Raw genomic sequence first — 23,591 nt, forward strand, 5'->3', positions numbered from 1 at the left:
TGAACAATATTGACGTTCGGGTTCAATCCGACGAAGCTGCCCTCGCAATTCGGCCTCAATTCTCCGGCGCGCGCCGCCTCAAGGAAGCCCGAACGATGGATCCAGCCTCCTCTTCCCCGCCGCCCCGGCCGGTCGCCTCCACCACCTTCGGCCGCGGCAACGAATCGAAGCGCTTCGCGCTGATCTCGGCCGTGTTCCTGATGGCGACGGCCGCCAGCGGTCCCGGCTTCATCACCCAGACGGCGACCTTCACCCAGACCATGGGCGCCGCCTTCGCCTTCGGCATCCTCGCCTCGGTGATCATCGACTACATCGTCCAGATCAACATCTGGCGGATCGTCGCCGCCACGCGCATGCGCGCCTCCGACATCGCCAACGCGGCGATCCCCGGCTCGGGCTACCTCCTCGCCTTCCTCGTCATCCTCGGCGGCCTGTTCTTCAACATCGCCAACGTGGCGGGCGCCGGCCTCGGCCTCAACGCGCTGCTCGGCCTCGATCCCAAGATCGGCGGCGCGCTCTCGGCGCTGCTGGCCATCGGCATCTTCCTCAACAAGCGCGCGGGCGGGGTCATGGACCGCACCATGATCGCGCTCGGCACCGTCAAGATCGCGCTGATCCTTTTCGTCGCTTATTCCGCGAGCCCGCCGGTCGGCGAGGCGCTGCGCCAGACGGTGTGGCCGGACACGATCGACTTCCCGACCATCACCACCATCGTCGGCGGCACGGTCGGCGGCTACCTGACCTATGCCGGCGCGCATCGCCTGCTAGACAAGGGGCTGGTCGGCCGCGAGAACATTCCGTCCGTCACCAAAGCCGCGCTGAACGGCATCACGGTGACGGGCATCATGCGCTTCATCCTGTTCCTCGGCATTCTCGGCGTGGTGTCGTCGGGCGTGACGCTGGACCTGTCGGGTCGCACCGCCAATCCGGCCGCACAGGCCTTCGGCCATGCCGTCGGCGAGTTCGGCTTCCGCGTCTTCGGCCTGATCTTCTGGGCCGCCGGCATGAGCTCGATCATCGGCGCGGCCTATACGTCGGTCTCCTTCATGACCGCCTTCCGGCCGGGCATGGGCGACCGCGCCCGCTCGTGGGCGACCGTCGTCTTCATCGCCGTCTCGCTCGCCGTGTTCCTCCTGATCGGCACGACGCCTGCCGCGCTCCTCGTCTTCGTCGGCGGCTTCAACGGGCTGGTCCTGCCGATCGGTCTGACCATCATCCTCTACGCCGCCTGGGCCCGCCGCGACCTGATGGGCGACTACCGCCATCCCGCCTGGCTCTTCGCGCTCGGCGTCGCGACGGCCGCGCTCACCTGGTGGATGGGCTATCGCTCGATCGGCCCCATCTTCGCCTTCCTCGGCCGCTGACGCGACAGGAGCCTTCCATGAGTTCGATCGACCTCAACAGCGATCTCGGCGAAAGCTATGGCGCTTGGGAAATGGGCGAAGACGAGACCATGCTCGGCCTCGTCTCCTCCGCCAACGTCGCCTGCGGGTTTCACGCCGGCGACCCGGCCGGCATCCTGCGCACGCTGAAGAGCGCGGCCGCGCGGGGCGTCGCGATCGGCGCCCACGTCTCCTATCCCGACCGCGGCGGCTTCGGCCGCCGCAACATGGACGTCGCGTCCGAGGACCTCGTCGCCGATGTCATCTACCAGATCGGGGCGCTGAAGGGTCTGGCCGCGGTGGCCGGCACCCGCGTCACCTACGTCAAGCCGCACGGGGCGCTCTACAACACGATCGTGAGCGACCCCCGGCAGGGGCGCGACGTGGTGGAGGCGATCCTCGCCGCCGACCGGTCGCTGGTCCTGATGTGCCTCGCCAACGCGCCGCTGGTGCGGCTCGCCGAGGATGCCGGATTGACGACCGTCTCGGAAGCCTTCGCCGACCGGGCCTACACGCCGGAGGGCACCTTGGTCTCGCGCCGCGAGCCGGGCGCGGTGATCCACGATCCGGTCGTGGTCGCGGCCCGCATGGCGCGCCTCGCCTCCGCCGGCGAGATCGAGGCGGTGGACGGCTCCGTCGTTCGCCTGCACGCCCAGTCGATCTGCGTCCACGGCGACAGCCCCGGCGCGGTCTCGATCGCCCGCGCCGTGCGCGAGCGCCTCATGGCCGACGGCATCACGATCTCGCCCTTCGCGCCCGCTTGAGGAGACAGTCGATGAGCGTTTCCGACAAAGGGGAACACCTGCGCGAGGCGGGCCGCGCGGCTCGCGCGCGCTACCGCGCCGGCCTCGTCCAGCCGACGGCCGGCGTCGCGCCCGGCCTGACGCAGGCCAACATGATCGCCCTGCCGCGCGACTGGGCCTTCGACTTCCTGCTCTATGCCCAGCGCAACCCGAAGAGCTGCCCCGTCCTCGACGTTCTGGAGGCGGGTTCGCGCGAGACGGTGCTGGCCGAGGGGGCGGACGTCGCGCGCGACATCCCGCTCTACCGCGTGTGGCGCGACGGCCGGCTGGCGGACGAGGTGCCCGATGCCACCGCCGCCTACGAGGAGGCCGGCGACCTCGTCACCTTCCTGATCGGCTGCTCCTTCACCTTCGAGGCGCCGCTGCGGGAGGCCGGCATCGAGGTGCGCCACATCGCGGACGGCACCAACGTGCCGATGTACCTGACCAACCGCCCCTGCCGCCCGGCCGGGCGCCTGTCCGGCCCGATGGTCGTGTCCATGCGGCCGATCCCGGCGGCGCGCGTGGCGGACGCCGCGCTGATCTCGGGTCGCTTTCCCGCCGTCCACGGCGCGCCGGTCCATGTCGGCGACCCTCAAAGCCTCGGCATCGCCGACCTCGCCAGGCCCGACTTCGGCGAGGCCGTGCGCATCGAGCCCGGCGAAATCCCGGTCTTCTGGGCCTGCGGGGTAACGCCGCAGGCGGCCGTGATGGCGTCGAAAGTGCCCTTTGCCGTCACCCACGCGCCGGGACACATGTTCGTTACCGACGTTCCCGACGCCGCCTACCACGTCTGAGGATCCCGGATGCGCATCCTTCCCGTCAGCCTGCGGGTCGTGCTGGTCGAGCTTGCCGACCTCGACGAGACGCTGGCGCTCTTCGCCTCCCTCGAGGCTCGGCCCGTGGCCGCGGTCGAGGAGATCGTGCCGGCCGCGAGTACGCTTCTCGTGCGCTTCCGGCCGGGAACGCTCCCCGATATGGCGGCGTTTGCCGCCGACCTTCGCGCCCGCGACATCTCGGCAAAGGCGGCGCCCTCCGAGCGCCTCGTCGAGATCCCGACGCTCTACGACGGCGAGGACCTCGACGACGTCGCGCGGCTGACGGGGCTCACGCCAGAGGCGGTGATCGCCCGGCACGCCGCCTCCGAGTTCACCGTCGCCTTCACCGGCTTTGCGCCGGGCTTCGGCTATCTCGTCGGCGGCGATCCCGCGCTCCATGTCGCGCGGCGCCAGAGCCCGCGCACCCGCATTCCAGCCGGCACCGTGGCGCTGGCCGGCCCGTTTGCCGGCGTCTACCCGCAGGAGGGGCCGGGCGGCTGGCAGCTGATCGGCACGACGCCGCTCAAGATGTTTGACCTCGCGCGCGACCCCTCGACCCTGTTCCAGCCGGGCACGCGCGTGCGCTTCACGCGGCTGGCCGACCGAGCCGCGTTCGATGCCATCGCCGCGCGGGAAGCGGCGCGCGCGCAGGCCGTTGCCGCACCCGCGCTCCCCGGCGGCACGCGCTTCCTCGTCACCGCAGCGCCGATGCCGCCGCTGTTCCAGGACGACGGACGACCGGGGCAGGCGGCGCAAGGGGTCTCCGCCTCCGGCGCGCTCGATCGCGCGGCGCTCCATGCCGCCAACCGGATGGTCGGCAACGAGCCGGGCGAGCCGGCGCTCGAGATCGTCGGCGGGGGCTTCGCCTTTACCGCCGAGGGACCGGCCGTCGTCGCCATCGCCGGCACGGACGCCGTGCTCGAAATCCGCGACGCGGCGGGCCGCCGGCAGATCGCCGAGGCCTATCGCCCGGTCTCGCTCGAGCCCGGTGACTGTGTCACGCTCGAGGCGCCCCGGCGCGGCCTTCGCACCTATCTCGCGGTCCGCGGCGGCTATGCCGCCGAGCCGGTGCTGGGTTCGGCGTCGGTGGATTCCCTCGCCCGCCTCGGTCCTCCGGCCGTCGGCGTCGGCGACCGGCTGGCGGTGAATGCCCGGCCGCCCCGTCGCCCGGTCGGCACGCCGGAGGTGCCGCCGGCCGATCTCCCGGCGCCCGGCGAGACCGTGGTGCTCGACGTCGTCATGGGCCCGCGCACCGAATGGTTCACCGATGCTGGCATCGAAACCCTGACGGCTGAGGAGTGGACGGCGACGCCCTTGTCCAACCGCGTCGGCCTGCGCATCGAAGGCGCGGTGCCGCTCGAGCGGCGCGATCCCAAGGCCGAACTGCCGAGCGAGGGCACGGCCAACGGCGCGATCCAGGTGCCGCACAACGGCCAGCCGGTCCTCTTCCTCGCCGATCATCCGCTGACCGGCGGCTATCCCGTCATCGCGACGCTCGCCGAGCACCATCTCGATCGGGCCGGGCAGATCCCGGTCGGCGCGCGTATCCGCTTCAACGTGATCCGGCCGTTCGCCGAGATCGAACCCGAACGTTCCGAAGGTCGACCATGAGAAAAGTCCTCATCGCCAATCGCGGCGAGATCGCGCTTCGCATCGCCCGGGCCTGCCGCGACCACGGCGTCGCCTCCGTCGCCGTCTATGCCGACTGCGACGCCGACGCCCCCTTCGTGCGCATTGCCGACGAGGCCTATCCGCTCGGCGGCAATGCGCCTGCCGACACCTATCTCCACATCGAGAAACTGCTCGACGTCGCAAGGCGTGCGGGCGCCGACGCCGTCCATCCCGGCTACGGCTTCCTGTCCGAGCGGCCGGAGTTCGCCCGCGCTGTCACCGAGGCCGGCATCACCTGGATCGGCCCGGACGCCGGCGTGATCGAGGCGCTCGGCGACAAGACGCGCGCGCGCGAAATCGCCGCCCGCGTCGGCGCGCCGCTGGTGCCGGGCTCCGACGGGCCGGTGAAAGACGCAGGCGAGGCGCTGCGCTTTGCCGAGGCGCACGGGTTGCCGATCGCGATCAAGGCGGCCTTCGGCGGCGGCGGGCGCGGCATGAAGGTCGCCTGGAAGCTCGAGGAGGTGGAGGAGCTCTTCGCCTCCGCGACGCGCGAGGCGGAAGCCGCCTTCGGGCGCGGCGAGTGCTTCGTCGAGCGCTTCCTCGACCGGCCGCGCCATGTCGAGGTGCAGATTCTCGCCGATCGCCACGGCACGGTGCTCGTCGTCGGCACGCGCGACTGCTCGCTCCAGCGCCGGAACCAGAAGCTGGTGGAGGAGGCGCCCGCGCCCTTCCTGACGCCGGAACAGCGCTCGGCGATCCACGAGGGTGCACGCGCCGTGTGCGCCGAAGCCGGCTATGTCGGCGCCGGCACCGTGGAGTTCCTCCTGGGACAGGACGGAACCATCTCGTTCCTCGAGGTCAACACGAGGCTGCAGGTCGAGCACCCCGTGACGGAGGAGACGACGGGCCTCGACCTCGTGGTGGAGCAGCTTCGGATCGCCGACGGTGAGCCGCTGCGGATTCTTGAAACGCCCGAGCCACGCGGCCATTCGATCGAATTCCGCATCAATGCCGAGGATCCCGGCCGCGGCTTCCTGCCGACGCCGGGTCCCGTCACCCTGTTCGATCCGCCGTCGGGTCCGGGCGTTCGGGTCGATGCCGGCGTCGTATCGGGCTCGGTCGTGCCGGGGCACTTCGATTCGATGATGGCCAAGCTCGTCGTCACCGGGCCGACGCGCGAAGTGGCGATCGCACGCGCGCGCCGTGCCCTCTCCGAATTCCGCATCGAGGGCGTCGCGACCGTGCTGCCGTTCCACCGGGCGGTCCTGGAGGCGGACGATTTCACGGGCGAGACGCTGCGTGTCCACACCCGCTGGATCGAGACGGAGTTTGCCGGCGAACTGGCCGCAGCCCCTCGCCCTGAGCCGCTCGACGACATGACTACCGTGCGGCTGCCGGTCGAGATCGATGGGCGCCGCCATATGCTGGGATTGCCGGCGGCGTTCCTGGCGCGGCTCGGCACGACCGGCGGCGCGCCGGTCGCCGCCGCCGAGGAGACACCGGTGGACGCCGCGCGTCTCGCCGCCCCGGTCGCCGGGACGCTGCAGGGCTGGCGCGTCGAGGACGGCGCCCGCGTGGAAGCCGGGCAGGTCGTCGCCGTGATGGAGGCGATGAAGATGGAGACGCAGGTGACCGCCCATGCAGCCGGCACCATCGTGCTCGTCGCCGAGCCCGGCGCCTATCTCCAGGCGGGCGAGGCGCTCGCCCGGATCGAGGCGGGACCGGCCTGACGCCGGTCCGCCGGCCGGGACCTCAGGCGCCGAGGGCGTAGGCGTGGATCGTCGCCGCGCCGAACGGACGGTCGAGGTCTGCCATCGCGATGGCGTAGCGCGAGCGGATCGTCTCGACATGGACCGGCGTGGCGGCGAGGTCGGCGGCGATGCGGTTGAACCCGCCACGCCCGCTCGGCACCGTGACGCCTGCCCGCACCACGGCGTCGGCATAGGCGTCCGCACCGTCGTCCCGCAGGCCGAGATGGCCGGCGGCCCACAGGCCGACCAGCCGGTCGGCGCGCGCGCGGTCGCAGAAGGACCGGCGCTCGGCGAGCGCGTGGCGGGTTTCCGACAGTTCGTGGAGACGATCGATGTCCTGCATGAGTCCGCTTCCCCTCGTTGATCCCCGTCGCCGGCATCTCGGGCGACAGGGAGGAGGCTAGGCGACGGGCTCTCAAGGGAGCGCGAATCTCAAGGCGACAATTGAATCGAACGGCCGGGAAAAGTGTTGCGCGATCGTTAACGCGGCCCCGCGAAACCGGCTTGTGCGCTTACGATCTCGCGAGGATTCGATCACGCTGCCGCGATCAGGACCGCGCCACCGAGTGCGAGAAGATGTCCTCCTCGTCCCAGCCGAGAAGGTCGAGCCTGGCGCGCGTCGGCAGGAAGGCGAAGGCGGCTTCGGCGATCTCCAGCCGATCCTCGCGCTCCAGGCGCTTCAGGAGCACGCCCATCAGGTCGTGGAGGTAGAGGACGTCCGAGGCGGCGTAGTCGAGCTGGGCGGGGGTGAGCGTCTCGGCCGCCCAGTCCGACGACTGCTGCTGCTTCGACAGGTCGACCCCGATCAGCTCCTTCGACAGGTCCTTGAGGCCGTGCCGGTCGGTATAGGTGCGCGTCAGCCGCGAGGCGATCTTGGTGCAGAACACCGGCTGCGTCATCACGCCGAACGCGTGGTAGAGCGCGGCGATGTCGAAGCGGGCGTAGTGGAAGATCTTGCGCTTGGTCGTGTCGGCCAGAAGCGCGCAGAGGTTCGGCGCCTCGCGCTGGCCCTTTGCGATCTGCACGATGTCGGCCGTGCCGTCGCCCGGCGACAATTGCACCACGCAGAGACGGTCGCGCCGGGTGTCGAGGCCGAGCGTCTCGGTGTCGATGGCGACCGATCCGGTGTAGCGGGCAAGGTCGGGAAGGTCTCCCTTGTGGACGCGGATCGTCATGGCTGCGGTCTCCAGGCCCCTTCGGGCGGGGCGTATGTCGGGTGGATGCGGTTCGTGCGCGGGGCATAGCGGATTTCGCGCCCCGGCCAAACCCCGCGCTGCGGGCGGCAGACCAAAAACGCGCGCGTCGGCTCCGTGTCAGCCGCCTTCGGCGAGGAACCAGGCGACGAGCTCGGCGCCGTTGCGCACGCCGACGGCCCGCGACAGGCGCAGGCGATGCGCCTCGATCGTGCGCGGCGACAGGCCGATCGCGCCCGCGATCTCGCCGTTGGTGCGCCCCTGCGCGACCAATGTGAGGATCTGGCGCTGGCGGCCGGTCAGTTGCAGCGTCGCCCCGGTGACCGGCCGGTTCAGCGGCTGGAACGCGTAGATCGCCTCGGCGAACGGATCGGCCGCGCGGCGCGAGCGCCCGTTGACCCGTGCCCAGAAGCGCCGGCCCATCGCGCCCCGCATGATGCGCTCGTCCTGGTAGACCTGGCCGCCGGGCAGGTGGCTGCGCCACATCTCGCCGGTGCGCACGAAGTCGTCGAGCGCCGGGTAGAGGCGCGAGAAGCTGGCGTCGATCAGGTCCCGCCGCTCGAAACCGAAGAGCGCCGCGAACTCGGCGTTACAGTCGCGGATGATGCGGTGGGTGGCGAAGACGAGGGGCACGGGCAGCTCGGCGAGCGCAAAGCGCAAGGCGGTGTCGTCGAGCGGGGCGCGTGCGGACATGCCGTAGAAATACGACTCGCCCGGCCCGGAGGGCAAGCCCTAGCTTGGGCCATGAGACAGGCCCGGCGGGGCCGGCGACGGGGAGGCACGGAGCGTTGCGAAAAGTTCATTCCACGGCGACGGAGGCCCTGGCCGGGCTCCTGCGCGACGACATGGTGGTCATGGCCGGCGGCTTCGGCCTCTGCGGCATTCCCGAGGCCCTGATCGACGCGGTGCAGCAGTCGGGCGTGAAAGGCCTGACGGTGATCTCCAACAATGCGGGCGTCGACGGGATCGGCCTCGGGCGGCTTCTCGCCACGCGCCAGATCGCCAAGATGATCTCGTCCTATGTCGGCGAGAACAAGCTCTTCGCGCAGCAGTACCTGTCGGGCGAACTGGAGCTGGAATTCAACCCCCAGGGCACGCTCGCCGAGCGCATCCGGGCCGGCGGCGCCGGCATTCCGGCCTTCTTCACCAAGACCGGCGTCGGCACCCTGATCGCGGAAGGCAAGGAGGTGCGCGAGTTCGACGGCGAAACCTACGTCATGGAGCGCGGGCTCTTTGCGGACCTCGCGATCATCCACGCCCATACGGGCGACGCGCAGGGGAACCTCGTCTATCGAAAGACCGCGCGCAACTTCAATCCGATGATGGCGACGGCGGCACGCGTGACCGTCGCCGAGGTCGAGCACCTGGTGCCCGTCGGCTCGATCGACCCCGACCACATCCACACGCCCGGCATCTTCGTGCAGCGGATCGTCCACGTGCCGAACCCGGAGAAGCACATCGAGCAGCGCACGGTGCGAAAGCGCGAGACGGCCGGCGCACCCGCCGCCGCAGGGGAGGAGATCTGATGGCCTGGACGCGCGACCAGATGGCGGCCCGCGCCGCCCGCGAACTCGAGGACGGGTTCTACGTCAATCTCGGCATCGGCATCCCGACGCTGGTGGCCAACCACATCCCCGACGGGATCGAGGTGGTGCTCCAGTCCGAGAACGGCATGCTCGGCATGGGTCCCTTCCCCTATGAGGGCGAGGAGGACGCCGACCTCATCAACGCCGGCAAGCAGACCATCACCGAACTGCCGATGACGAGCTTCTTCTCCTCGGCCGACAGTTTCGCGATGATCCGGGGCGGGCATATCGACCTGTCCATCCTCGGCGCCATGCAGGTGGCGGCGAACGGCGATCTCGCCAACTGGATGATCCCCGGCAAGATGGTGAAGGGCATGGGCGGGGCGATGGACCTCGTCGCCGGCGTCAAGCGCGTCGTCGTGGTGATGGAGCACGAGGCCAAGGGCGAATCGAAGCTCCTGCCCGAATGCACCCTGCCGCTGACGGGCGCGCGCGTCGCCGACCTCGTGATCACCGATCTCGGCGTCTTCACGGTGGAGCGCAAGGGGCCGGAGCGCCTGACCCTGATCGAGCTTGCCGACGGCGTGACGCTCGATGAGATCCGGGCGAAGACGGCGGCGCCTTTCGAGGTCAGGCTGTAAGGGCGCGGCGCGACGGAATTGCTATCGGCTGCGCCCGGCGCGCCAGCCGGACAGCATCCTCCGGCTCGCCGCACCGGCTCGTAGCACGACAGGCTCTCAGAGCGACAGCGGCGTGGTGTAGCCGGTGAGTTCCAGGTAGCCCCGGCCGCCCTCGGTCCTCACCGCCCCCTCCCAGTAGACGGGCAGGCCGCCGGCCCGCCCGTCGAGTTCCTGGTCGTCGAAGAGGGGCTGGAGGGGCAGGCGTCGCTCGCCCTCGGGCAGGCGGACCACCAGCACCTGCTCCACCGGATAGGTCGCGCCCGTCCGCTCGGAGCGCCAGCGGCGCACCGGCTCGAAGCGGACGTCGCCGGGCCCGAGGCGCACGATCGTGCCGTCCGGGCGGCGCCACGAGCCGCCGGCATAGACCGTGTCCACTTCGCGGCCGCGCATGCGGAAGGCGACGAGCGCCGAGCCGTCGTCGAAGTTCAGGCCGGTCCAGTCCCAGCCGCTGGCTTCCGGCGCGAGGTACTGGGACGACCATTCGCGGTCGAGCCAGGCCTCGCCGGTGACCTGCTCGACGCCCCCAGCGCGCGCCAGCGTTCCCGAAACCTCCAAATGCGGCAGCGAGTAGTAGTAGCTCGCCTCCCCCTCGCGGCTGCCCTTGCGGCTGTAGCCGTCGTCGCCCTGGAGGAACTCGGCTTGCGTCGGCCGGAAGGCGAGGTCGTAGGAAAAGTCGGGCGTGCGCACGGTGGTCGTCCAGCGACCGTCCGCCTCGCGCCGGATGTGCCAGTCGCGGATCGAGACATCGGCGTTCCCGGTCGCCGCGCCGGCAAGGCCGAAGCCCTCGCGCGCGGACCGCTCGCCGTGCAGCAGCTTGCCGACCGCGGGATCGGAAAACGCGGCGTGGGCGAAGAGGACCTGGGCCGGCGCGAAGCGGCTGGGATTGGCCGGATCGATACGCGGCCGGGTGCGGAAGAAGGTCACCTGGAAGCCGAGCTCGGCGCCGTCCTCGGTCTGGAGCCAGCCGGTGACGTACCACCACTCGGTGCGGAACTGAGGGTGAGCGCCATGGTCGGCGGGAAAGGCGAGCGGCACGCCGGGGCGCACCACCGGATACTCCTGCGCCCGCGCCGTCAGGACGAGGACGGCGAGCGACAGGAGAAGAGCCAGAGCCACGCGCATCACCAATCCTCCCGAACGGCCTGCACCGCCCCTTGCGCCGTCGCGCGGCGGCCCGCGAGCACGGCCGTCAGCGCCGCGGCGGCGACCAGCACGGCGGCGACGAGTGCCAGCGTCCCCCACGGCACGCGCGTGCCCATGGTCCAGTTGAAGCTCTGCGGGTTGATGACGTGGATCAGAACTTGGGCCAGCGCGAGGCCGAGAACGGTTCCCGCCACCGCGCCGACGGTGCCGAGAAGCGCCCCTTCCAGCCCCAGCATCGCGCGGATCTGCGGCCGCGAGACGCCGAGATGGCGCAGCATGCCGAATTCGCGGGTGCGCGCCAGCGTCTGCGCCGAGATCGTCGCCGCGACGCCCGACAGGCCGACCAGCATCGCCACCGCCTGCAGGACGTAGGTGACGGTAAAGGAGCGGTCGAAGAGGTCGAGCGCAAAGGCGCGCAGCTCGGCGGGCCGCGCGAGGTTGGCGGGGCTCCCCGATGGCAGGGCGGCGAGAAGCGCACCGCCGACGGCATCGCCGTCCGCGCCGCGTGCGAGCGTCACGGCCGCCTCGTCGCGCGTCGCGTCGCCCGTGAGCCGCGTGTAGTCGTCGCTCGCGATCGCCACCGCGCCCTGCTGGCGCGCATAGTCGCGCCAGATGCCGGCCACGAAGAAGCGGGCGTCCTGCCCGATCGGCAGCGCGATGGTGGCGCCCGGACGCCAGCCGTAGAGCCGCGCGGCGGGCTCGGAGACATAGACCGGCAGGCTACCGGCCGGCGCCGGCGCCTGCGTCGTCTCCACGGAGCGCAGAAGCCCGCCCGTCTCGCCGTCGCGGATGTCGCGGGCGATCAGCACCACCGGCGGGCGGTCCGGCGCGACCGAAAGCGGAAGCTGGCGGCTGAACTGGATCGTGCCCGCGCCCGGCACCTCGAGAAGGCGCGCCTGCGTCTGCGGATCGAAGCCGCTGCCGGCGCCCGCGCGAAGATAGAGGTCGGCCGAGAGCACGTCGCCGAGCCAGTCGTCGACGGCGGTGCGGAAGCTCGTGACCATGGTCGCCATGGCGATCACGAGCGCTGTCGAGGCGACGATGCCGCAGAGCGCCGTCGCCGCCTCGCCGGGGCTGCCCTGGACATGGCGGACGGCGAGCTGCGCGGGAACGGCGCGGGGCGGCCGGCGCACCAGCGGCTTCAGGAGCTGGCGAGCGAGCCAGGGCACGCCCGCGACGCCGCCCGCCAGCATCAGCGCCATGCCGGCAAAGCCGAGGATGGGCAGGTTCGCGATCGGCGGCGCGAGGCTGGCAAGGACGCCGGCGCCGAGGAGAGCTGCGGCGGGGATGATGGGCACGCGGGAGCGCGGATCGACGAGGTCGCCGGCGTTCTTGAGGCTGGCGGCGGGCGCCGCACGCGAAGCGGCCCGCGCCGGCAGGGCGCTGCCGAGAAGCGCGGCGAGGAGGCCGAGCGCGAAGAAGACGCCGGCGGCGACCGGCTGGAACACGACGCGCGCAGCGCCCCCTTCGAAATAGCCGGCGCCGAGATCGCCGCCGAGAAGCCGCAGCGCGAGCGTCGCGAGCCCATAGCCGAGGAGGAGGCCGAGACCCGCGCCGACGATCCCGATCACCAGACCTTCCAGCGTGACCGCGGCGACGACGCCGCCGCGCGGCAGGCCGAGCGTGCGCAGGAGTGCGAAGGTGCGCAGACGGCGGGCGACCGAGAGCGCCTGCGCCGAGAAGACCAGAAAGCCGCCGGTCAGGAGCGCGACGAGCGCCAGCATGTCGAGGTTGACGCGGTAGGCGCGGCTGAGGGCCGAGCCCTGGCGCGCCTCCGTCTCGTCCGTGCCGAGGCTGGCGTTGGCCGGCAGGAGGGCGGGGAGGGCGGCTTCCGCGGCCGCCCGGTCGGCGACCGACAGGTCGATGCGGTCGAGGCGCCCCAGCCGGTCGAAGCGCCATTGCGCCGCCGCGATATCGATCGTTCCGAGCCGCTCCGTGTCGCCCGCCGCGTCCAGCGTTCCCGCGATGCGCAGCGGCACGGTGCGCCCGTTGGCCGAGACCTCGATCGTGTCCCCGATCCCGGCGCCGGTGGCGGCGAGCGCCGCGCGCGACAGGAACAGGGCGTCGGGCGAAAAGACCTCGGCGCGGTTCTGGTCGACGCCTTGCGCGTTCAACCCGATCAGCGTCGGCGTGACACGGGCGGCACGCAGGACGTCGAGGCCGAGAAGCGTGAATGCGGCGCCGCCCGCCCGCGCGTCGAGCGCGACCACGGGGCTCGCATCCTCGACGCCGCCGGTCAGCGCAATCGGCCCATAGGCCGCCTCGTCGAAGCCAAGGGGGCTCGCCGCCCGCACCTGGAGATCCGCCGCCCCGTTGACCGAGCGCACCGCGCCCTCGAAGGAGGCGAGCGCCGAGCCGTTCACGAGATGGACGGCAAAGCCGAGTGCGACGCCGACGGCGATCGCAAGCGCGGTCAGGAGGAAGCGCGCAGGGTGCGCGCGCCCCTCGCCGACGATCAGCCAGCGAAGGGCAAGGCGGGCCTGGCCGAGGCCGGCGTCAGTCATCGGAAGCCTTCAGGCCTGTCGCGGTCAAGGTCAGGACGCGGTCGGCGACCGCGGCGGTCGCGGGCGAATGGGTGACGATCACGGCCGCCGCACCCCCTTCGCGCACCGCCGAGGCGAAGAGTTCGAGGACCCGCGCGGCGGTGTCGGGGTCGAGATTGCCGGTCGGCTCGTCGGCGAGGATCAGGGCCGGCCGGTGGACGAGCGCGCGCGCGATGGCGACGCGCTGCAACTCGCCGCCCGACAGGTCGCGCGCATAGTCGCCCGCCCGCCCGCCGAGACCGACGGCGTGGAGAAGCCGCTCGGCTTCCGACGTCGCCCGCGCCGCATCGGGGGAGACGAGCGCCAGCGGCAGGGCGACGTTCTGGCCGAGCGTCAGGTAGGGCAGGATGTGGAAGGCCTGGAAGACGAAGCCGATGCGCTCGCGGCGAAGCGTCGTGCGCGCCGTCTCGTCGAGGGGCCCGAGCGCGGTGCCGCCGACCTCGACGACGCCGTTGTCCGCCTCGTCGAGGCCGGCGAGGATGTTGAGGAGCGTCGACTTGCCGGTGCCCGATTCGCCGACGATCGCGACGAGCTCGCCGCCGGCAACCGCAAGATCGAGCCCGGAAAACAGCTCGCGGCCCCCCGGCACGGTCTTGGCGAGGCCGCGCACGACGAGGCGGGCGTCGGTCGCGCGTGTGGCGGCGTCGCGGATCGGGAGCGGGGCGAGATCGTTCGGCATCGCGCCGGAAACTGGGGCGCGGCGCCCGGCGATCCAGGCGCGGGGCCTGTCGCCGGACGCCGCAGGGTGGTCAGGCGTCGACCTGTCGCAGCCAGTCGCGCGCGAGCGCGAGGTCCATCTGCGACAGGCCGTGGCCGACGGGAAGGACCTCGTGCCGCACCCTGGCGCCGCCCTCGCCCAGCATCGCGGCCAGGCGCTCGGCGTTGGCGGCGGGCACGATCGGGTCCATCGCGCCCGACAGCATCAGGACGGGCGTTCCTTGAAGCGCGAAGGCGGGCGGCCGGGCCAGCGGCACCATCGGTCGGATCAGCGCGGCCCCGGCCAGCGCATCGGGCGCCAGCATCAGGAGCGCGGCCGCGATGTTGGCGCCGTTGGAGAAGCCGACCGCAATCGGGGCGGAAAGACCATAGGCCGCGCGCGCCTCCGCCACGAACGCGGCGAGCTCGTGGGCGCGCGCGACGACGTCCGCTTCGTCAAAGACGCCCTCGGCCAAGCGCCGGAAGAAGCGCGGCATGCCGTTCTCCAGCACCCGGCCGCGCGGCGACAGGAGCGCGGCGCCGGGGCTCAGCGCCGCGCCGAGGCCGAGAAGATCGCTCTCATTGCCGCCGGTCCCGTGCAGGAGCAGGAGCGGCGTCCCGGACCCGTCGTCCGCGGGCACGAAGCGATGGATATGCGACAGGGTCGTCTCGCTCATGGCGTCCTCCAGCGGGAAGGGGCGGGGCAGCTCTCGGCCGCCCCGCTTCAGGTTTCGTCAGGCCGCCTCGGTGCCGAGATCGGGCAGCACGCTCTCGATGCGGGCGCGGTGGGACTCGAGCCCCGCCGGCAGCTTCAGGGTCTGCCCGAGCGTCGCGGCCGGCTCGTCCACGGCAAAGCCCGGCGCGTCGGTCGCGATCTCGAACAGGACATGACCCGGCTCGCGAAAATAGACCGAGCGGAAGTAGTTGCGGTCCCGCTGCTCGGTGACCCCGATCCTGTGGTTCTCGACGAGGCGCTTCGCCATCGCCGCCTCCGCCGCATCGTCCTCCGCCCGGAAGGCGACGTGATGGACGGAGCCGGCCCCCGGCCGGGGCTTCAGGAAGCCGCCGACGGCCCGGATGTCGACGATGCCGCCGACCGAAACGCCGTCCACCTGGAAGCGCGTGGTCGAACCCTCCGAGCCGAGTTCCCGGAAGCCGAGGACGTCGGTCAGCACCGCGCCGGTCGGCGCCTTTTCCTCAAGCAGCAGGCTCACCGAATGGAAACCGCGGATCGCGACCTCCGGCGAGATGCCGCCCGCGGTCCAGCCCGGCTCGGTCTCGGCGCCGGGCACCGCGACCAGCGCCAGGTGCATGCCGTCCGGATCGCGGAAGGCGAGCGCCGTCTCGCCGAAGCGCTTGACCGGCGGGTCGAAGGCGACGCCGCGCTCGATGAAGCGGTGCGTCCAGAAGCCGATCGAGCCCTCCGGCACGCGGAACACGGTCTCCTGCGTCTCGCCAACGCCGAGCCGGCCGGGCGCCGCGTGCTCCCAGGGGAAGAAGGTCAGGATCGTGCCGGGGCTGCCGGCCTCGTCGCCGTAGTAGAGGTGCCATGTGCCGGGATCGTCGAAATTGACGGTCCGCTTCACGAGGCGAAGCCCGAGCGTGTCGGTGTAGAACCGCACGTTGCGCGCGGCGGGACCGGCGATGGCGGTGACGTGGTGGATGCCGTGGCTCATGTCGGATCTCCCTGGATCGCGTTGCGTGGACCCAACATAATCGCAATGACGGCTCTGCGTCAGGTGCAGCCTGATTGCATCTGTGCAATGCTGCGCTTGCAGCTTTAGAGAGGGCAGGAGGCATGGATCTCGATCGACTGGCATGGGACGACCTGCGGCTCGTCGGCGCGGTGGCCGAGACGGGCACGCTGCCGGCCGCGGCCGACCGGCTCCATGTCGCCCATTCCACGGTGTTCCGGCGGCTGCGCCAGATCGAGGCCGCGATGGGCTGCGCGCTGTTCGAGCGCGGCAGCGCGCGGCTCGTGCCGACAAGCGCCGGCGAGGAGATCGCGGCGGTCGCGCGCACCGTGGCCGAGGCGGTGGACGCCGCCGCGCTCCGCTTCGCGGGCCGCGAGCCGCTGCCGTCCGGCGAAGTGCGGGTCACCACCAACGATTCGCTGCTCGTCCATTTCCTGACGCCGCTGTTCGCCGGCTTCCGGCGGCATTGCCCGGCGGTGCGGCTCGACGTGGTGCTCGGCAATCCGGCGCTGAATCTGTCGAAACGAGACGCGGACGTCGCGATCCGCGCCACCGACCGGCCGCCCGACACGCTGGTCGGCCGCAAGAGCGCCCGCATCGCCTGGGCGCTCTACGAGGGGCGAGCGGGGGAGATGGAGGATTTCGTATCGCTCGGCGACGCGATGGGCGGCATGGCCGTCGTGCGGCATGTCGCGGCGACGATTCCCCCAGAGCGGATCGGCTACCGCGTCAACACGGTGCTGGGGCTGGCCGAGGCGGTCGAGGCGGGGCTCGGCCGCGGCTACCTGCCCTGTTTCGTCGGCGACGCGCGCGCCTCGCTGCGCCGGCTCGGGGACCCGGACGAGCGCTTCGCGACCGACCTCTGGCTCCTGACCCATGCCGACCTTCGCCACGTGCCGCGCGTGCGCGCGCTGATGGACTACCTCGCCGAGCGGGTCGCGGCCGAGCGCCCGCTTCTCGAAGGCGAGCGGCCACAGCCCGGCTAACGAAGCGCCGATCGCCGCAGGGGCGGAATCCGGGAACCTCCCGGAATCGCGGTGGATTCGATTCGAATGGAACAGAAATCCACCGTCCCGACCCCGAACTCCGGCGCGCCGCAGAAGCGCCGCTCGCCACGACGTGCATCCTCCGCCCCGGCGGGGGAGGCCTCGACCGAACTCGTCGCCAAGGCGCGCCTCGTCCACGACCGGCTTTGCGCCGTCTACGGCTGCCCGATCGGCTACTTCCACGACCTCGATCCCTTGAGCGAACTCGTGTCCTCGCTCCTGTCGCACCGGACGCGAAATGCCGACTCGGGGCGCGCCTTCAAGGCGCTGCGGCAGCGGTTTCCCGACTGGGCCGACGTGATCGCCGCACCGACCGAGGAGGTGGAGGCACTGATCCACGGGGTGCGCTGGCCCGAGCTCAAGGCACCTCGCATCCAGGCGATCCTGGCCGGCGTGCGCGAGCGGACGGGCAACCTCGATCTCGGCTTTCTCGCCGAGATGGCGCCCGAGGCAGCTCGGGCATGGCTGGAGGAACTGCCGGGCATCGGGCCGAAGACCAGCGCCGCGGTCCTCTCCTTCTCGACGCTGCGCATGCCCGCGCTGCCGGTGGACAGCCATCACCACCGCGTGGCGATCCGGCTCGGCCTGATCGGCGCGGAGGTCGCGGTCGGCCCGTCCCATCCGGTTCTACGGGCGCAACTGCCCGGCGACTGGAGCGCGCAGGACCTCTACGACAACCACGAGGTGCTGATGCTGCACGGGCAGAAGGTCTGCCACCACCGGCGGCCGGCCTGCGGCCGCTGCACGCTCGCCGACATCTGCCCGAGTGCCTTCCAGGTGGATTGACCGCCGGACCCGGTCGCGCGGGTCCGGCGGTCGTCGATCGGTCAGAGCGGCCCGTCGATCCGGCTGGGAGCGATCGGGTCGGAGGCCGGGAACGTGTCGTCGAGCGCCTCGTCGAGTTCCTCCTCCTCCGTCATCGGCCGTTCCTGGTCGCCGGGGGTGCGCTTGTCCTCGGCGATCGGCGGCAGGGGCGGCGTGCCCTCGGGCCGCGCCTTGTCGTCCGTCTGGACGAGCCCATCCTCGCCGATCGGCTCGGGCAGGATCGGGTTGGGGCGGTCGGCGTCGTTCTTCTGCGTCGGCATGGGTCGTCCTTTCCGGGGAAATGGTGCGGGGTCAGCCGGCACCGGCGTCGTCGCCGGTCTCGCCGTCGTCGGGCAGGCTGCCCGCGCCCGGTGTCGCGTCGGGATTGGTGAGTTCCGGCTTGGCGTGGGGGCCGGCGCCGGGCATCTTGGCCTTGTCCTTTGTAACCTGACTGGTCTCGGGCTTGCCGCGACCGGGCTGCGCGGCCGAACCGTGCGTCTCTCCGTTCATGCTGCCTGTCCTCCGCTGGCCTGTTCGGAAAGATGACGCTGGCGGGCCCGCCGGGGTTCCCGGCGCGTTCGCAATGCAGCCACACGTTCGCGCAAGGCTCGCGGGGAACGCTGGCGTGCCGGCACCCACCCAACCGCCGGCAGGAGGCCGCCATGAGGATACGCCTGAGCGAGATCAACGAGGGTCAGGGCGAGATGCTGCGTCGGCTCGACGACGGCCCGGCGCGCGACAGCGTCGGCCTCCACACCGGGGATCTGGCCACCGACGAGCTGCGCCGCTGCCTCGAGCTTCACGCGCTGGGGCTCGTGTCGGTCGCGATCGGATGGCGCGACACGTGCTGGTTCCGCCTCACGGCGTCCGGCCGTCGCCTCGGGCGTCAGTTGCCGGCCTGATCCCGCCACCAGGCGCTGGCACGATCGAGAAACCGATGGAGAAGCCGGTCGCCATCCGGCGTCAGCACGGACTCGGGATGGAACTGGATCCCGAAGGTCGGATGGACGCGGTGCGACAGCGCCATGATCTCACCGGCGGGCGAGCGGGCGGTGATCCTCAGATGCGCCGCCATCTCGTCCGTTTCGCGCACGATCAGCGAATGGTAGCGCCCGGCCTCGAACGGCCGGGCGAGACCCTCGAACAGGTCCTCGCCGTCATGCTCCAGCGGCGAGGCGCGCCCGTGCATCGGCTCCTCGGCACGCTCGACGCGCCCGCCGAACCGGAGGCCGATGACCTGATGGCCCAGGCAGACGCCGAGAATCGGCAGCTGGCCCGACAGGGCGCCGACCGCCTCTAGACAGACGCCCGCTTCGGCCGGGCCGCAGGGGCCGGGCGAGAGGACAAGTGCGTGCGGCGCCAGCGCGCGGATACCGGCGAGATCGATCCGGTCGCTGCGCACGACCGAGACCGCCGCGCCGTGCCGCTCGAGATAGCGCGCGAGGTTGTGGGTGAAGCTGTCGTAGTTGTCGAGGACGAGGATCATGGGGCCTCGAACGCTTCGAGGATGCGCGCCGCCTTGGTCTCGGTCTCCGCCCATTCCGCCGGCCCGTCGGACAGGATCGTCACGCCGCCGCCGGTGCCGAACGACACCGCGCCCCGTTCGAACTCCAGCGTGCGGATGGCGATCGACAGGTCCGCCGCGCCGCAGAACGAGAGCGCGGCGACCGAGCCGCAATAGAGCCCGCGCGGCGCGCCTTCGATGGCGGCCACGATGTCGGTCGCGCGGATCTTCGGCGCGCCGGTGATCGAGCCGCCGGGAAAAGTTGCGGCGATCAGGGCCCCGACGCCGAGGCCCGGCCGGAGACGCCCGGTGACGGCCGACACGAGGTGGTGCAGCCCGGCATAGGACTCCAGCGCGCAAAGCTCGGGCACGTCGACCGAATCCGGCTCGCACACGCGCGACAGGTCGTTGCGCAGGAGATCGACGATCATGACGTTCTCGGCCCGGTCCTTCGGCGAGGCGAGAAGGGCCTCGGCGGCGGCCCGATCCGCCGCTTCGTCCGGCGCGCGCCGGATCGTGCCCTTGATCGGACGCGTCTCCACATGGCCCTCGCGTAGGCGTAGGAAGAGCTCGGGCGAGGCGGAGGCGACCGTGCGGTGCGGCTCCTCGATGAAGGCGGCGTAGGGCGCGGGGTTCACGGCGCGCAGCCGCAGATACAGGGCGAACGGGTCGAAACCTGCGGGCAGCGCGGCCCGGAGCCGGCGCGACAGGTTGGCCTGATAGACCTCGCCGTCGAGGATCAGCGCCTTCACGCGCTCGACGTCGGCGGCATAGGCGGCAGCGTCGCGGCTCGAACGCCAGTCGGGCGAGGTCGCGGGCAGGGCGCCGGGGGCGGGCGTGGGCCCCGCCAGCGCAGCTTCGAAAAGGTCGAGCCGTTCCCCGGCCCGCCGCTGCCGCGCGGCAAGGGGGGCCGCCACGTCGAGCGTCGGCGAGAAGCCGGCGGAGACGAGGCGGGCGGTGCCGTCCTCGTGGTCGATGACGAGGGCGGTGTCGTAGAGGCCGAAGCCGAGAAACGGGCGCTGCGGATCGAAGCCCGCCGGCCGGTGGAGGGTCTCGAGGAGGTGGCCGGCCTCGAAGTCGATCGTGCCGACGAGCCCCCCGGCAAAGGGCGTGGCGTCGGTCTCCCGCTCGCTCCGATAGCGCCGGAGCAGCGCGTCGAGCGCCTCGAACGGCGGTAGGCCGAAGGGTGCGCCGTCGAGCCGGGCGCCGGACAGATCGGCCTCGAAGCGGGCGAAGGGCGCGGCGGCCAGGATCGACCAGCGACCGTTCTGCGGATGCGGGCGGGCGGAATCCAGCCATGCGAGACCGCCGAGCCCGCGCAGCCGCGCTGCCGCCTCGGCGGGAGAGGGGATGTCGATCGTCCGCTGCCACATGGAGCGAGGCTCCTACAGCATCGCCCGGCAAACCGGTATGGCGAAGTTCGCCTCAGCCGGTGCCGGACGAGAGACGCCATGCCGACCCGCCGGCGACCGGGTTTGGTCGTCGCCGGTCCTCAGCCCTCGACCAGGAGGATGTGCAGCGTCGCCGGCCCGTGGACGCCGATCACGAGGCTCCCCTCGATGTCGGTGGTGCCGCTCGGGCCGGTGACGACGACGAGGTTGCGCGAGCGGGCGAGATCCGCCCCGGCCACCGCATCCTCGAGATAGGCGACGATGTCGCGCACCCGCAGCACCGCGATGTGGTGCAGCGGCAGGAAGGCATCAAGAATCGCCATCTCCGGCCCGGAGCGCAGGACGAGGCTCGCCGTCTCGGCGATCCCCCGCTCCGCCATCGACACGGACACGCGGTCGTCGACCTCGGCGGAGGCGGCAAGGCCGGCCGCCGGCCAGTCGAGGCCCTCGAGATCGGGCCGCGGCTGGATCTTCAGCGCGGGCGCAAGGCCGAGCGCGGCCAGGCGCCGCGCGCAGGCGGCCGGCACCTCGCCGAGGCTCCCGAGGCGCTCCGAGGATGCGCCGGGCGGCAGGCGCTTCACGGCCGCCTCGAACAAGGTGACGAGATCGCCCTCGGGCAGGCGCGGGCGCACGCGCTCCGGCTCGGCAAGCAGCGCATCCGCCTCGGCCCGGATGGCGGCGGGGTCCGCCGGCTGGCCGAGGGCGCGGCCGATCGCGGAAAAGATCGCCTCGCGCGCGCTCATGCGTCTCTCTCGCGCTTCTGCCGCGCGGCCTCCCGCTCCAGGAAGGTCGGCCCCGGCGGCGGCGCCGGCATGTCGCGGTGGAGCGTCCAGGCGCCGGCAAGACCGGGAAGCCTCGCGATCACGCCGCGCCGGCCGCCCATGAAGCGCAGCACCCGACCGGCCATCGCCGTGCCGAGGCGATAGAGGCGCGGACGGGTGGCTGCGAGGGTGAAGAGGCTCAAGCCGTAGCGCATCGAGCGCGGCTCCAGCCCCTCGCGCCAGCTCCGCTCGCGCCAGCCCTTGATGAGGGTCGGCAGCGGAATGTCGACCGGACAGACCTCGCGGCAGCGCCCGTTCAGGGTGCAGGCGTGGGCGAGATCGCGGGTCTTCTCCGTCAGTCCGTCGAAGACCGGGGTGAGCACCGCGCCCATGGGGCCGGGATAGGTGCCGCCATAGGCATGGCCGCCGATCTGGTTGAACACCGGGCAATGGTTCATGCAGGCGCCGCAGCGGATGCAGCGGAGCATGTCGCGCAGCGCATGGTCGGCGAGCATCGCGGTGCGCCCGTTGTCGACGAGGACGATGTGCATCTCCTCCGGCCCGTCGAGGTCGCCTGCCCGCTTCGGCCCGGTGTGGAAGGTCGTGTACTGCGTCAGCGCCGCCCCGGTCGCCGAGCGCACGAGAAGCCGCAGCATCATCGCCGCGTGGCCCATCGAGGGCACCAGCTTCTCGATGCCGGCCGTCACGATGTGGACGCGCGGCGGCGTCGTCGTCATCTCCGCGTTGCCCTCGTTGGTCACGGTGCAGACCGAGCCCGTGTCGGCGACGAGGAAATTGGCGCCGGAGATGCCGACCTCGGCGGTCAGGAAGCGCCGGCGCAGATGCCGCCTGGCGGAGGCGGCCATGGCTTCCGGCGTTTCCTCGCGGTGCGGCTCGGCGTGGGACGCCTTGAAGAGTTCGGAGATCTGCTCGCGCGTCTTGTGCATGGCCGGCCAGATGATGTGGCTCGGCCGCTCGCCCGCGAGTTGGACGATGTGTTCGGCGAGATCCGTCTCCACCCGCTCGATGCCGGCCGCCTCCAGCGCGTGGGGCAGGCCGATCTCCTCGCCGAGCATCGATTTCGAGCGCGTCGCGCTTCTCGCGCCCGCTTTGCGGCAGAGGTCGACGACGATGCGGCAGGCCTCGTCCGAGGTCGCGGCGTAATGCACGACCGCCCCGTTCGCCGCGGCGTTGCGCTCGAACTCGGCGAGGTAGTGCCCGAGGTTGGCGACGACATGGTCCTTGATCTGGCGGCCGCGCTCGCGCGCCACCGCGAAGTCCGGCCACTGGCCGACGATCGCTGCGCGCTTGGTGCGGGCGGTGCCCGTGGTCCGGTCGATCGCGACCTTCAGCCAGTCGTCGGCGAGCGCCTCGCGGGTGCGGGCGTGGAAGTCGAGCTCGGCCCGCTGGCTGGTGGCGCTCATCGCTTCGTCTCCCGGCCGGGCGCCTCGCCGATCGCCGGCGTTGAGAGCCGCCCGGTCAGCGCCTCCACCGTGTGGAAGGCCCGAACGCGCGAGCCGCGCCGTCCGAGCCGCCCGGCCATGTTCATGAGGCAGCCGAGATCGCCGCCAAGGAGGATGTCGGCCCCGGTGCCCTCGATCGCGCGCGCCTTCTCGTCGACCACGGCGTTGGAGATCGCCGGATACTTCACGCAGAACGTGCCGCCGAAGCCGCAGCACACGTTGGCATCGGGCAGCGGCACCATCTCCAGCCCCGGAACACTCCCGAGAAGCCGGCGCGGCTGGTCGTGGACGCCGAGCTCGCGCAGGCCCGAGCAGGTGTCGTGATAGGTCGCGCGGGCGTCGGCGCGGGGCGCCGGCTCGGGGTCGAAGCCGAGGACGTCGACGAGGAAGCTCGTGATCTCGAAGGCGCGCGCGGCCAGCCGCTCGGCGCGCGGGCCCCAGACCGCATCGCCCGCGAAGGTCTCGGGGTATGTGTGGCGGATCGTGCCGATGCAGGAGCCGGACGGGGCGACGACATAGTCGTAGCCGTCCAGTGTCTCGATCTGGCGGCGGGCCATCGCCCGGCCGTCCGCCTCGTCGCCGGAGTTGAAGGCGGGCTGGCCGCAGCAGGTCTGGTCGAGGGGCACCTCGACACGGGCGCCGGCCGCGAGCAGCAGCTCGCGCGTCGCCTCTGCGACGGCTGGGCGCATCACGTTGACGAGGCAGGTCACGAAAAGCGCGACGCGCGGCGCTTCGCCGGCAGGCAGGCGCCCCGGCGTCGGTTGGGTCTGCGCGGTCATGTCCTCGGCCAGTCTCCCCAGCGG

The 23,591-nt window shown here is 72.0% G+C and carries 25 protein-coding genes; 10 read left to right on the plus strand and 15 right to left on the minus strand.

All coding sequences use genetic code 11. From position 1 onward, the window contains the following. The first annotated feature begins 95 nt into the window (after positions 1-95). Genes ASF65_RS03590 through ASF65_RS03610 form a run of 5 tightly spaced genes read left to right on the plus strand, consistent with a single transcriptional unit; the run spans position 96 to position 6,323 of the window. Positions 96-1,364, plus strand: coding sequence for an NRAMP family divalent metal transporter (locus ASF65_RS03590; RefSeq protein ID WP_244486551.1), 1,269 nt, complete (start codon positions 96-98; stop codon positions 1,362-1,364). A gap of 17 nt (positions 1,365-1,381) precedes the next feature. Further along, positions 1,382-2,146 carry a 5-oxoprolinase subunit PxpA gene (locus tag ASF65_RS03595; RefSeq protein ID WP_055885298.1) on the plus strand — a complete coding sequence of 255 codons (765 nt, stop codon included), beginning with the start codon at positions 1,382-1,384 and terminating at the stop codon, positions 2,144-2,146. Between the two features lie 11 nt (positions 2,147-2,157). Next, positions 2,158-2,961 carry a putative hydro-lyase gene (locus ASF65_RS03600; protein WP_055885302.1) on the plus strand — a complete coding sequence of 268 codons (804 nt, stop codon included), beginning with the start codon at positions 2,158-2,160 and terminating at the stop codon, positions 2,959-2,961. 9 nt (positions 2,962-2,970) lie between these two features. After that, positions 2,971-4,593 carry a carboxyltransferase domain-containing protein gene (locus tag ASF65_RS03605; RefSeq protein WP_055885305.1) on the plus strand — a complete coding sequence of 541 codons (1,623 nt, stop codon included), beginning with the start codon at positions 2,971-2,973 and terminating at the stop codon, positions 4,591-4,593. Next, positions 4,590-6,323: a biotin carboxylase N-terminal domain-containing protein gene (locus ASF65_RS03610; RefSeq protein WP_055885308.1), complete on the plus strand. Its 1,734-nt coding sequence runs from the start codon at positions 4,590-4,592 to the stop codon at positions 6,321-6,323. The genes ASF65_RS03605 and ASF65_RS03610 overlap by 4 nt, the downstream gene beginning before the upstream one ends. 22 nt (positions 6,324-6,345) lie before the next feature. Here ASF65_RS03610 and ASF65_RS03615 read toward each other — a convergent pair whose 3' ends face one another. The 3 genes from ASF65_RS03615 to ASF65_RS03625 all read right to left on the minus strand — a co-directional run bounded on the left by ASF65_RS03615 (position 6,346) and on the right by ASF65_RS03625 (position 8,230). After that, positions 6,346-6,687 (minus strand): ATPase inhibitor subunit zeta, encoded by a 342-nt coding sequence (locus tag ASF65_RS03615; protein ID WP_055885311.1) that lies wholly within the window; start codon positions 6,685-6,687, stop codon positions 6,346-6,348. 205 nt (positions 6,688-6,892) lie between these two features. Then, complete coding sequence (locus ASF65_RS03620; protein ID WP_055885314.1) at positions 6,893-7,519, minus strand: ribonuclease D; 627 nt, start codon at positions 7,517-7,519, stop codon at positions 6,893-6,895. Between the two features lie 138 nt (positions 7,520-7,657). Continuing rightward, positions 7,658-8,230, minus strand: a complete 573-nt coding sequence (locus tag ASF65_RS03625) for a LuxR C-terminal-related transcriptional regulator (protein WP_055885317.1) — start codon at positions 8,228-8,230, stop codon at positions 7,658-7,660. Between the two features lie 95 nt (positions 8,231-8,325). Here ASF65_RS03625 and ASF65_RS03630 point away from each other — a divergent pair, with 95 nt between their 5' ends. Then, positions 8,326-9,063, plus strand: a complete 738-nt coding sequence (locus tag ASF65_RS03630; RefSeq protein WP_055885320.1) for a CoA transferase subunit A — start codon at positions 8,326-8,328, stop codon at positions 9,061-9,063. Next, a complete protein-coding gene (locus ASF65_RS03635; protein ID WP_055885323.1) occupies positions 9,063-9,704 on the plus strand; it encodes a 3-oxoacid CoA-transferase subunit B in 642 nt (213 codons plus the stop codon). The genes ASF65_RS03630 and ASF65_RS03635 overlap by 1 nt, the downstream gene beginning before the upstream one ends. Positions 9,705-9,800: 96 nt before the next feature. Here the strand turns inward: ASF65_RS03635 and ASF65_RS03640 are convergent, their stop codons facing one another. From ASF65_RS03640 to ASF65_RS03660, 5 genes are all read right to left on the minus strand, one after another. Continuing rightward, positions 9,801-10,865 carry a lipocalin-like domain-containing protein gene (locus ASF65_RS03640; RefSeq protein WP_082505147.1) on the minus strand — a complete coding sequence of 355 codons (1,065 nt, stop codon included), beginning with the start codon at positions 10,863-10,865 and terminating at the stop codon, positions 9,801-9,803. Continuing rightward, positions 10,865-13,390, minus strand: coding sequence for an FtsX-like permease family protein (locus ASF65_RS03645; RefSeq protein WP_055885327.1), 2,526 nt, complete (start codon positions 13,388-13,390; stop codon positions 10,865-10,867). The genes ASF65_RS03640 and ASF65_RS03645 overlap by 1 nt, the downstream gene beginning before the upstream one ends. Next, positions 13,383-14,108: an ABC transporter ATP-binding protein gene (locus ASF65_RS03650; protein WP_055885329.1), complete on the minus strand. Its 726-nt coding sequence runs from the start codon at positions 14,106-14,108 to the stop codon at positions 13,383-13,385. The genes ASF65_RS03645 and ASF65_RS03650 overlap by 8 nt, the downstream gene beginning before the upstream one ends. A gap of 70 nt (positions 14,109-14,178) precedes the next feature. Beyond that, on the minus strand, positions 14,179-14,802 hold the full coding sequence (locus tag ASF65_RS03655; RefSeq protein WP_055885331.1) for an alpha/beta hydrolase: 624 nt from the start codon (positions 14,800-14,802) through the stop codon (positions 14,179-14,181). Between the two features lie 57 nt (positions 14,803-14,859). Then, positions 14,860-15,801 (minus strand): ring-cleaving dioxygenase, encoded by a 942-nt coding sequence (locus tag ASF65_RS03660; RefSeq protein ID WP_055885333.1) that lies wholly within the window; start codon positions 15,799-15,801, stop codon positions 14,860-14,862. 122 nt (positions 15,802-15,923) lie between these two features. On the opposite strand from ASF65_RS03660, the gene ASF65_RS03665 reads away from it, so the two are divergent. Continuing rightward, a complete protein-coding gene (locus ASF65_RS03665; protein ID WP_055885335.1) occupies positions 15,924-16,805 on the plus strand; it encodes a LysR family transcriptional regulator in 882 nt (293 codons plus the stop codon). Positions 16,806-16,871: 66 nt separating this feature from the next. After that, entirely contained in the window at positions 16,872-17,651 is a 780-nt protein-coding gene (locus ASF65_RS03670; RefSeq protein WP_055885338.1) for a Fe-S cluster assembly protein HesB, read from the plus strand. A 41-nt stretch (positions 17,652-17,692) separates the two neighbouring features. Here the strand turns inward: ASF65_RS03670 and ASF65_RS03675 are convergent, their stop codons facing one another. After that, positions 17,693-17,950, minus strand: a complete 258-nt coding sequence (locus ASF65_RS03675) for a hypothetical protein (protein WP_055885341.1) — start codon at positions 17,948-17,950, stop codon at positions 17,693-17,695. A 31-nt stretch (positions 17,951-17,981) separates the two neighbouring features. Then, a complete protein-coding gene (locus ASF65_RS03680) occupies positions 17,982-18,179 on the minus strand; it encodes a hypothetical protein (RefSeq protein WP_055885343.1) in 198 nt (65 codons plus the stop codon). A gap of 152 nt (positions 18,180-18,331) precedes the next feature. On the opposite strand from ASF65_RS03680, the gene ASF65_RS03685 reads away from it, so the two are divergent. Next, complete coding sequence (locus ASF65_RS03685) at positions 18,332-18,571, plus strand: hypothetical protein (protein ID WP_055885346.1); 240 nt, start codon at positions 18,332-18,334, stop codon at positions 18,569-18,571. Here ASF65_RS03685 and ASF65_RS03690 read toward each other — a convergent pair. The 5 genes from ASF65_RS03690 to ASF65_RS03710 all read right to left on the minus strand — a co-directional run bounded on the left by ASF65_RS03690 (position 18,556) and on the right by ASF65_RS03710 (position 23,567). Further along, positions 18,556-19,155, minus strand: coding sequence for an aminodeoxychorismate/anthranilate synthase component II (locus tag ASF65_RS03690; protein WP_055885349.1), 600 nt, complete (start codon positions 19,153-19,155; stop codon positions 18,556-18,558). The genes ASF65_RS03685 and ASF65_RS03690 overlap by 16 nt on opposite strands. Further along, positions 19,152-20,546, minus strand: a complete 1,395-nt coding sequence (locus ASF65_RS03695; protein WP_055885351.1) for an anthranilate synthase component I family protein — start codon at positions 20,544-20,546, stop codon at positions 19,152-19,154. The genes ASF65_RS03690 and ASF65_RS03695 overlap by 4 nt, the downstream gene beginning before the upstream one ends. Before the next feature lie 119 nt (positions 20,547-20,665). Next, positions 20,666-21,307, minus strand: coding sequence for an LUD domain-containing protein (locus tag ASF65_RS03700; protein WP_055885353.1), 642 nt, complete (start codon positions 21,305-21,307; stop codon positions 20,666-20,668). Then, positions 21,304-22,749, minus strand: coding sequence for a LutB/LldF family L-lactate oxidation iron-sulfur protein (locus ASF65_RS03705; RefSeq protein WP_055885355.1), 1,446 nt, complete (start codon positions 22,747-22,749; stop codon positions 21,304-21,306). Before ASF65_RS03705 ends, ASF65_RS03700 begins: the two co-directional genes overlap by 4 nt. Continuing rightward, the gene (locus ASF65_RS03710; protein ID WP_055885357.1) at positions 22,746-23,567 is read right to left on the minus strand and encodes a (Fe-S)-binding protein; all 822 of its coding nucleotides are present in this window, start codon (positions 23,565-23,567) and stop codon (positions 22,746-22,748) included. Before ASF65_RS03710 ends, ASF65_RS03705 begins: the two co-directional genes overlap by 4 nt. Positions 23,568-23,591: the final 24 nt, after the last annotated feature.

It is taken from the genome of Aureimonas sp. Leaf324, assembly GCF_001423245.1.
In the GTDB taxonomy this organism is placed as follows: domain Bacteria; phylum Pseudomonadota; class Alphaproteobacteria; order Rhizobiales; family Rhizobiaceae; genus Aureimonas.

Bases quoted from the DNA above. Each gene is read 5' to 3' on its own strand.
- ASF65_RS03590 (WP_244486551.1), top strand. From the start codon at position 96: ATGGATCCAGCCTCCTCTTCCCCGCCGCCCCGGCCGGTCGCCTCCACC.
- ASF65_RS03595 (WP_055885298.1), top strand. From the start codon at position 1,382: ATGAGTTCGATCGACCTCAACAGCGATCTCGGCGAAAGCTATGGCGCT.
- ASF65_RS03600 (WP_055885302.1), top strand. From the start codon at position 2,158: ATGAGCGTTTCCGACAAAGGGGAACACCTGCGCGAGGCGGGCCGCGCG.
- ASF65_RS03605 (WP_055885305.1), top strand. From the start codon at position 2,971: ATGCGCATCCTTCCCGTCAGCCTGCGGGTCGTGCTGGTCGAGCTTGCC.
- ASF65_RS03610 (WP_055885308.1), top strand. From the start codon at position 4,590: ATGAGAAAAGTCCTCATCGCCAATCGCGGCGAGATCGCGCTTCGCATC.
- ASF65_RS03615 (WP_055885311.1), bottom strand. From the start codon at position 6,687: ATGCAGGACATCGATCGTCTCCACGAACTGTCGGAAACCCGCCACGCG.
- ASF65_RS03620 (WP_055885314.1), bottom strand. From the start codon at position 7,519: ATGACGATCCGCGTCCACAAGGGAGACCTTCCCGACCTTGCCCGCTAC.
- ASF65_RS03625 (WP_055885317.1), bottom strand. From the start codon at position 8,230: ATGTCCGCACGCGCCCCGCTCGACGACACCGCCTTGCGCTTTGCGCTC.
- ASF65_RS03635 (WP_055885323.1), top strand. From the start codon at position 9,063: ATGGCCTGGACGCGCGACCAGATGGCGGCCCGCGCCGCCCGCGAACTC.
- ASF65_RS03640 (WP_082505147.1), bottom strand. From the start codon at position 10,865: ATGCGCGTGGCTCTGGCTCTTCTCCTGTCGCTCGCCGTCCTCGTCCTG.
- ASF65_RS03645 (WP_055885327.1), bottom strand. From the start codon at position 13,390: ATGACTGACGCCGGCCTCGGCCAGGCCCGCCTTGCCCTTCGCTGGCTG.
- ASF65_RS03650 (WP_055885329.1), bottom strand. From the start codon at position 14,108: ATGCCGAACGATCTCGCCCCGCTCCCGATCCGCGACGCCGCCACACGC.
- ASF65_RS03655 (WP_055885331.1), bottom strand. From the start codon at position 14,802: ATGAGCGAGACGACCCTGTCGCATATCCATCGCTTCGTGCCCGCGGAC.
- ASF65_RS03660 (WP_055885333.1), bottom strand. From the start codon at position 15,801: ATGAGCCACGGCATCCACCACGTCACCGCCATCGCCGGTCCCGCCGCG.
- ASF65_RS03665 (WP_055885335.1), top strand. From the start codon at position 15,924: ATGGATCTCGATCGACTGGCATGGGACGACCTGCGGCTCGTCGGCGCG.
- ASF65_RS03670 (WP_055885338.1), top strand. From the start codon at position 16,872: ATGGAACAGAAATCCACCGTCCCGACCCCGAACTCCGGCGCGCCGCAG.
- ASF65_RS03675 (WP_055885341.1), bottom strand. From the start codon at position 17,950: ATGCCGACGCAGAAGAACGACGCCGACCGCCCCAACCCGATCCTGCCC.
- ASF65_RS03680 (WP_055885343.1), bottom strand. From the start codon at position 18,179: ATGAACGGAGAGACGCACGGTTCGGCCGCGCAGCCCGGTCGCGGCAAG.
- ASF65_RS03685 (WP_055885346.1), top strand. From the start codon at position 18,332: ATGAGGATACGCCTGAGCGAGATCAACGAGGGTCAGGGCGAGATGCTG.
- ASF65_RS03690 (WP_055885349.1), bottom strand. From the start codon at position 19,155: ATGATCCTCGTCCTCGACAACTACGACAGCTTCACCCACAACCTCGCG.
- ASF65_RS03695 (WP_055885351.1), bottom strand. From the start codon at position 20,546: ATGTGGCAGCGGACGATCGACATCCCCTCTCCCGCCGAGGCGGCAGCG.
- ASF65_RS03700 (WP_055885353.1), bottom strand. From the start codon at position 21,307: ATGAGCGCGCGCGAGGCGATCTTTTCCGCGATCGGCCGCGCCCTCGGC.
- ASF65_RS03705 (WP_055885355.1), bottom strand. From the start codon at position 22,749: ATGAGCGCCACCAGCCAGCGGGCCGAGCTCGACTTCCACGCCCGCACC.
- ASF65_RS03710 (WP_055885357.1), bottom strand. From the start codon at position 23,567: ATGACCGCGCAGACCCAACCGACGCCGGGGCGCCTGCCTGCCGGCGAA.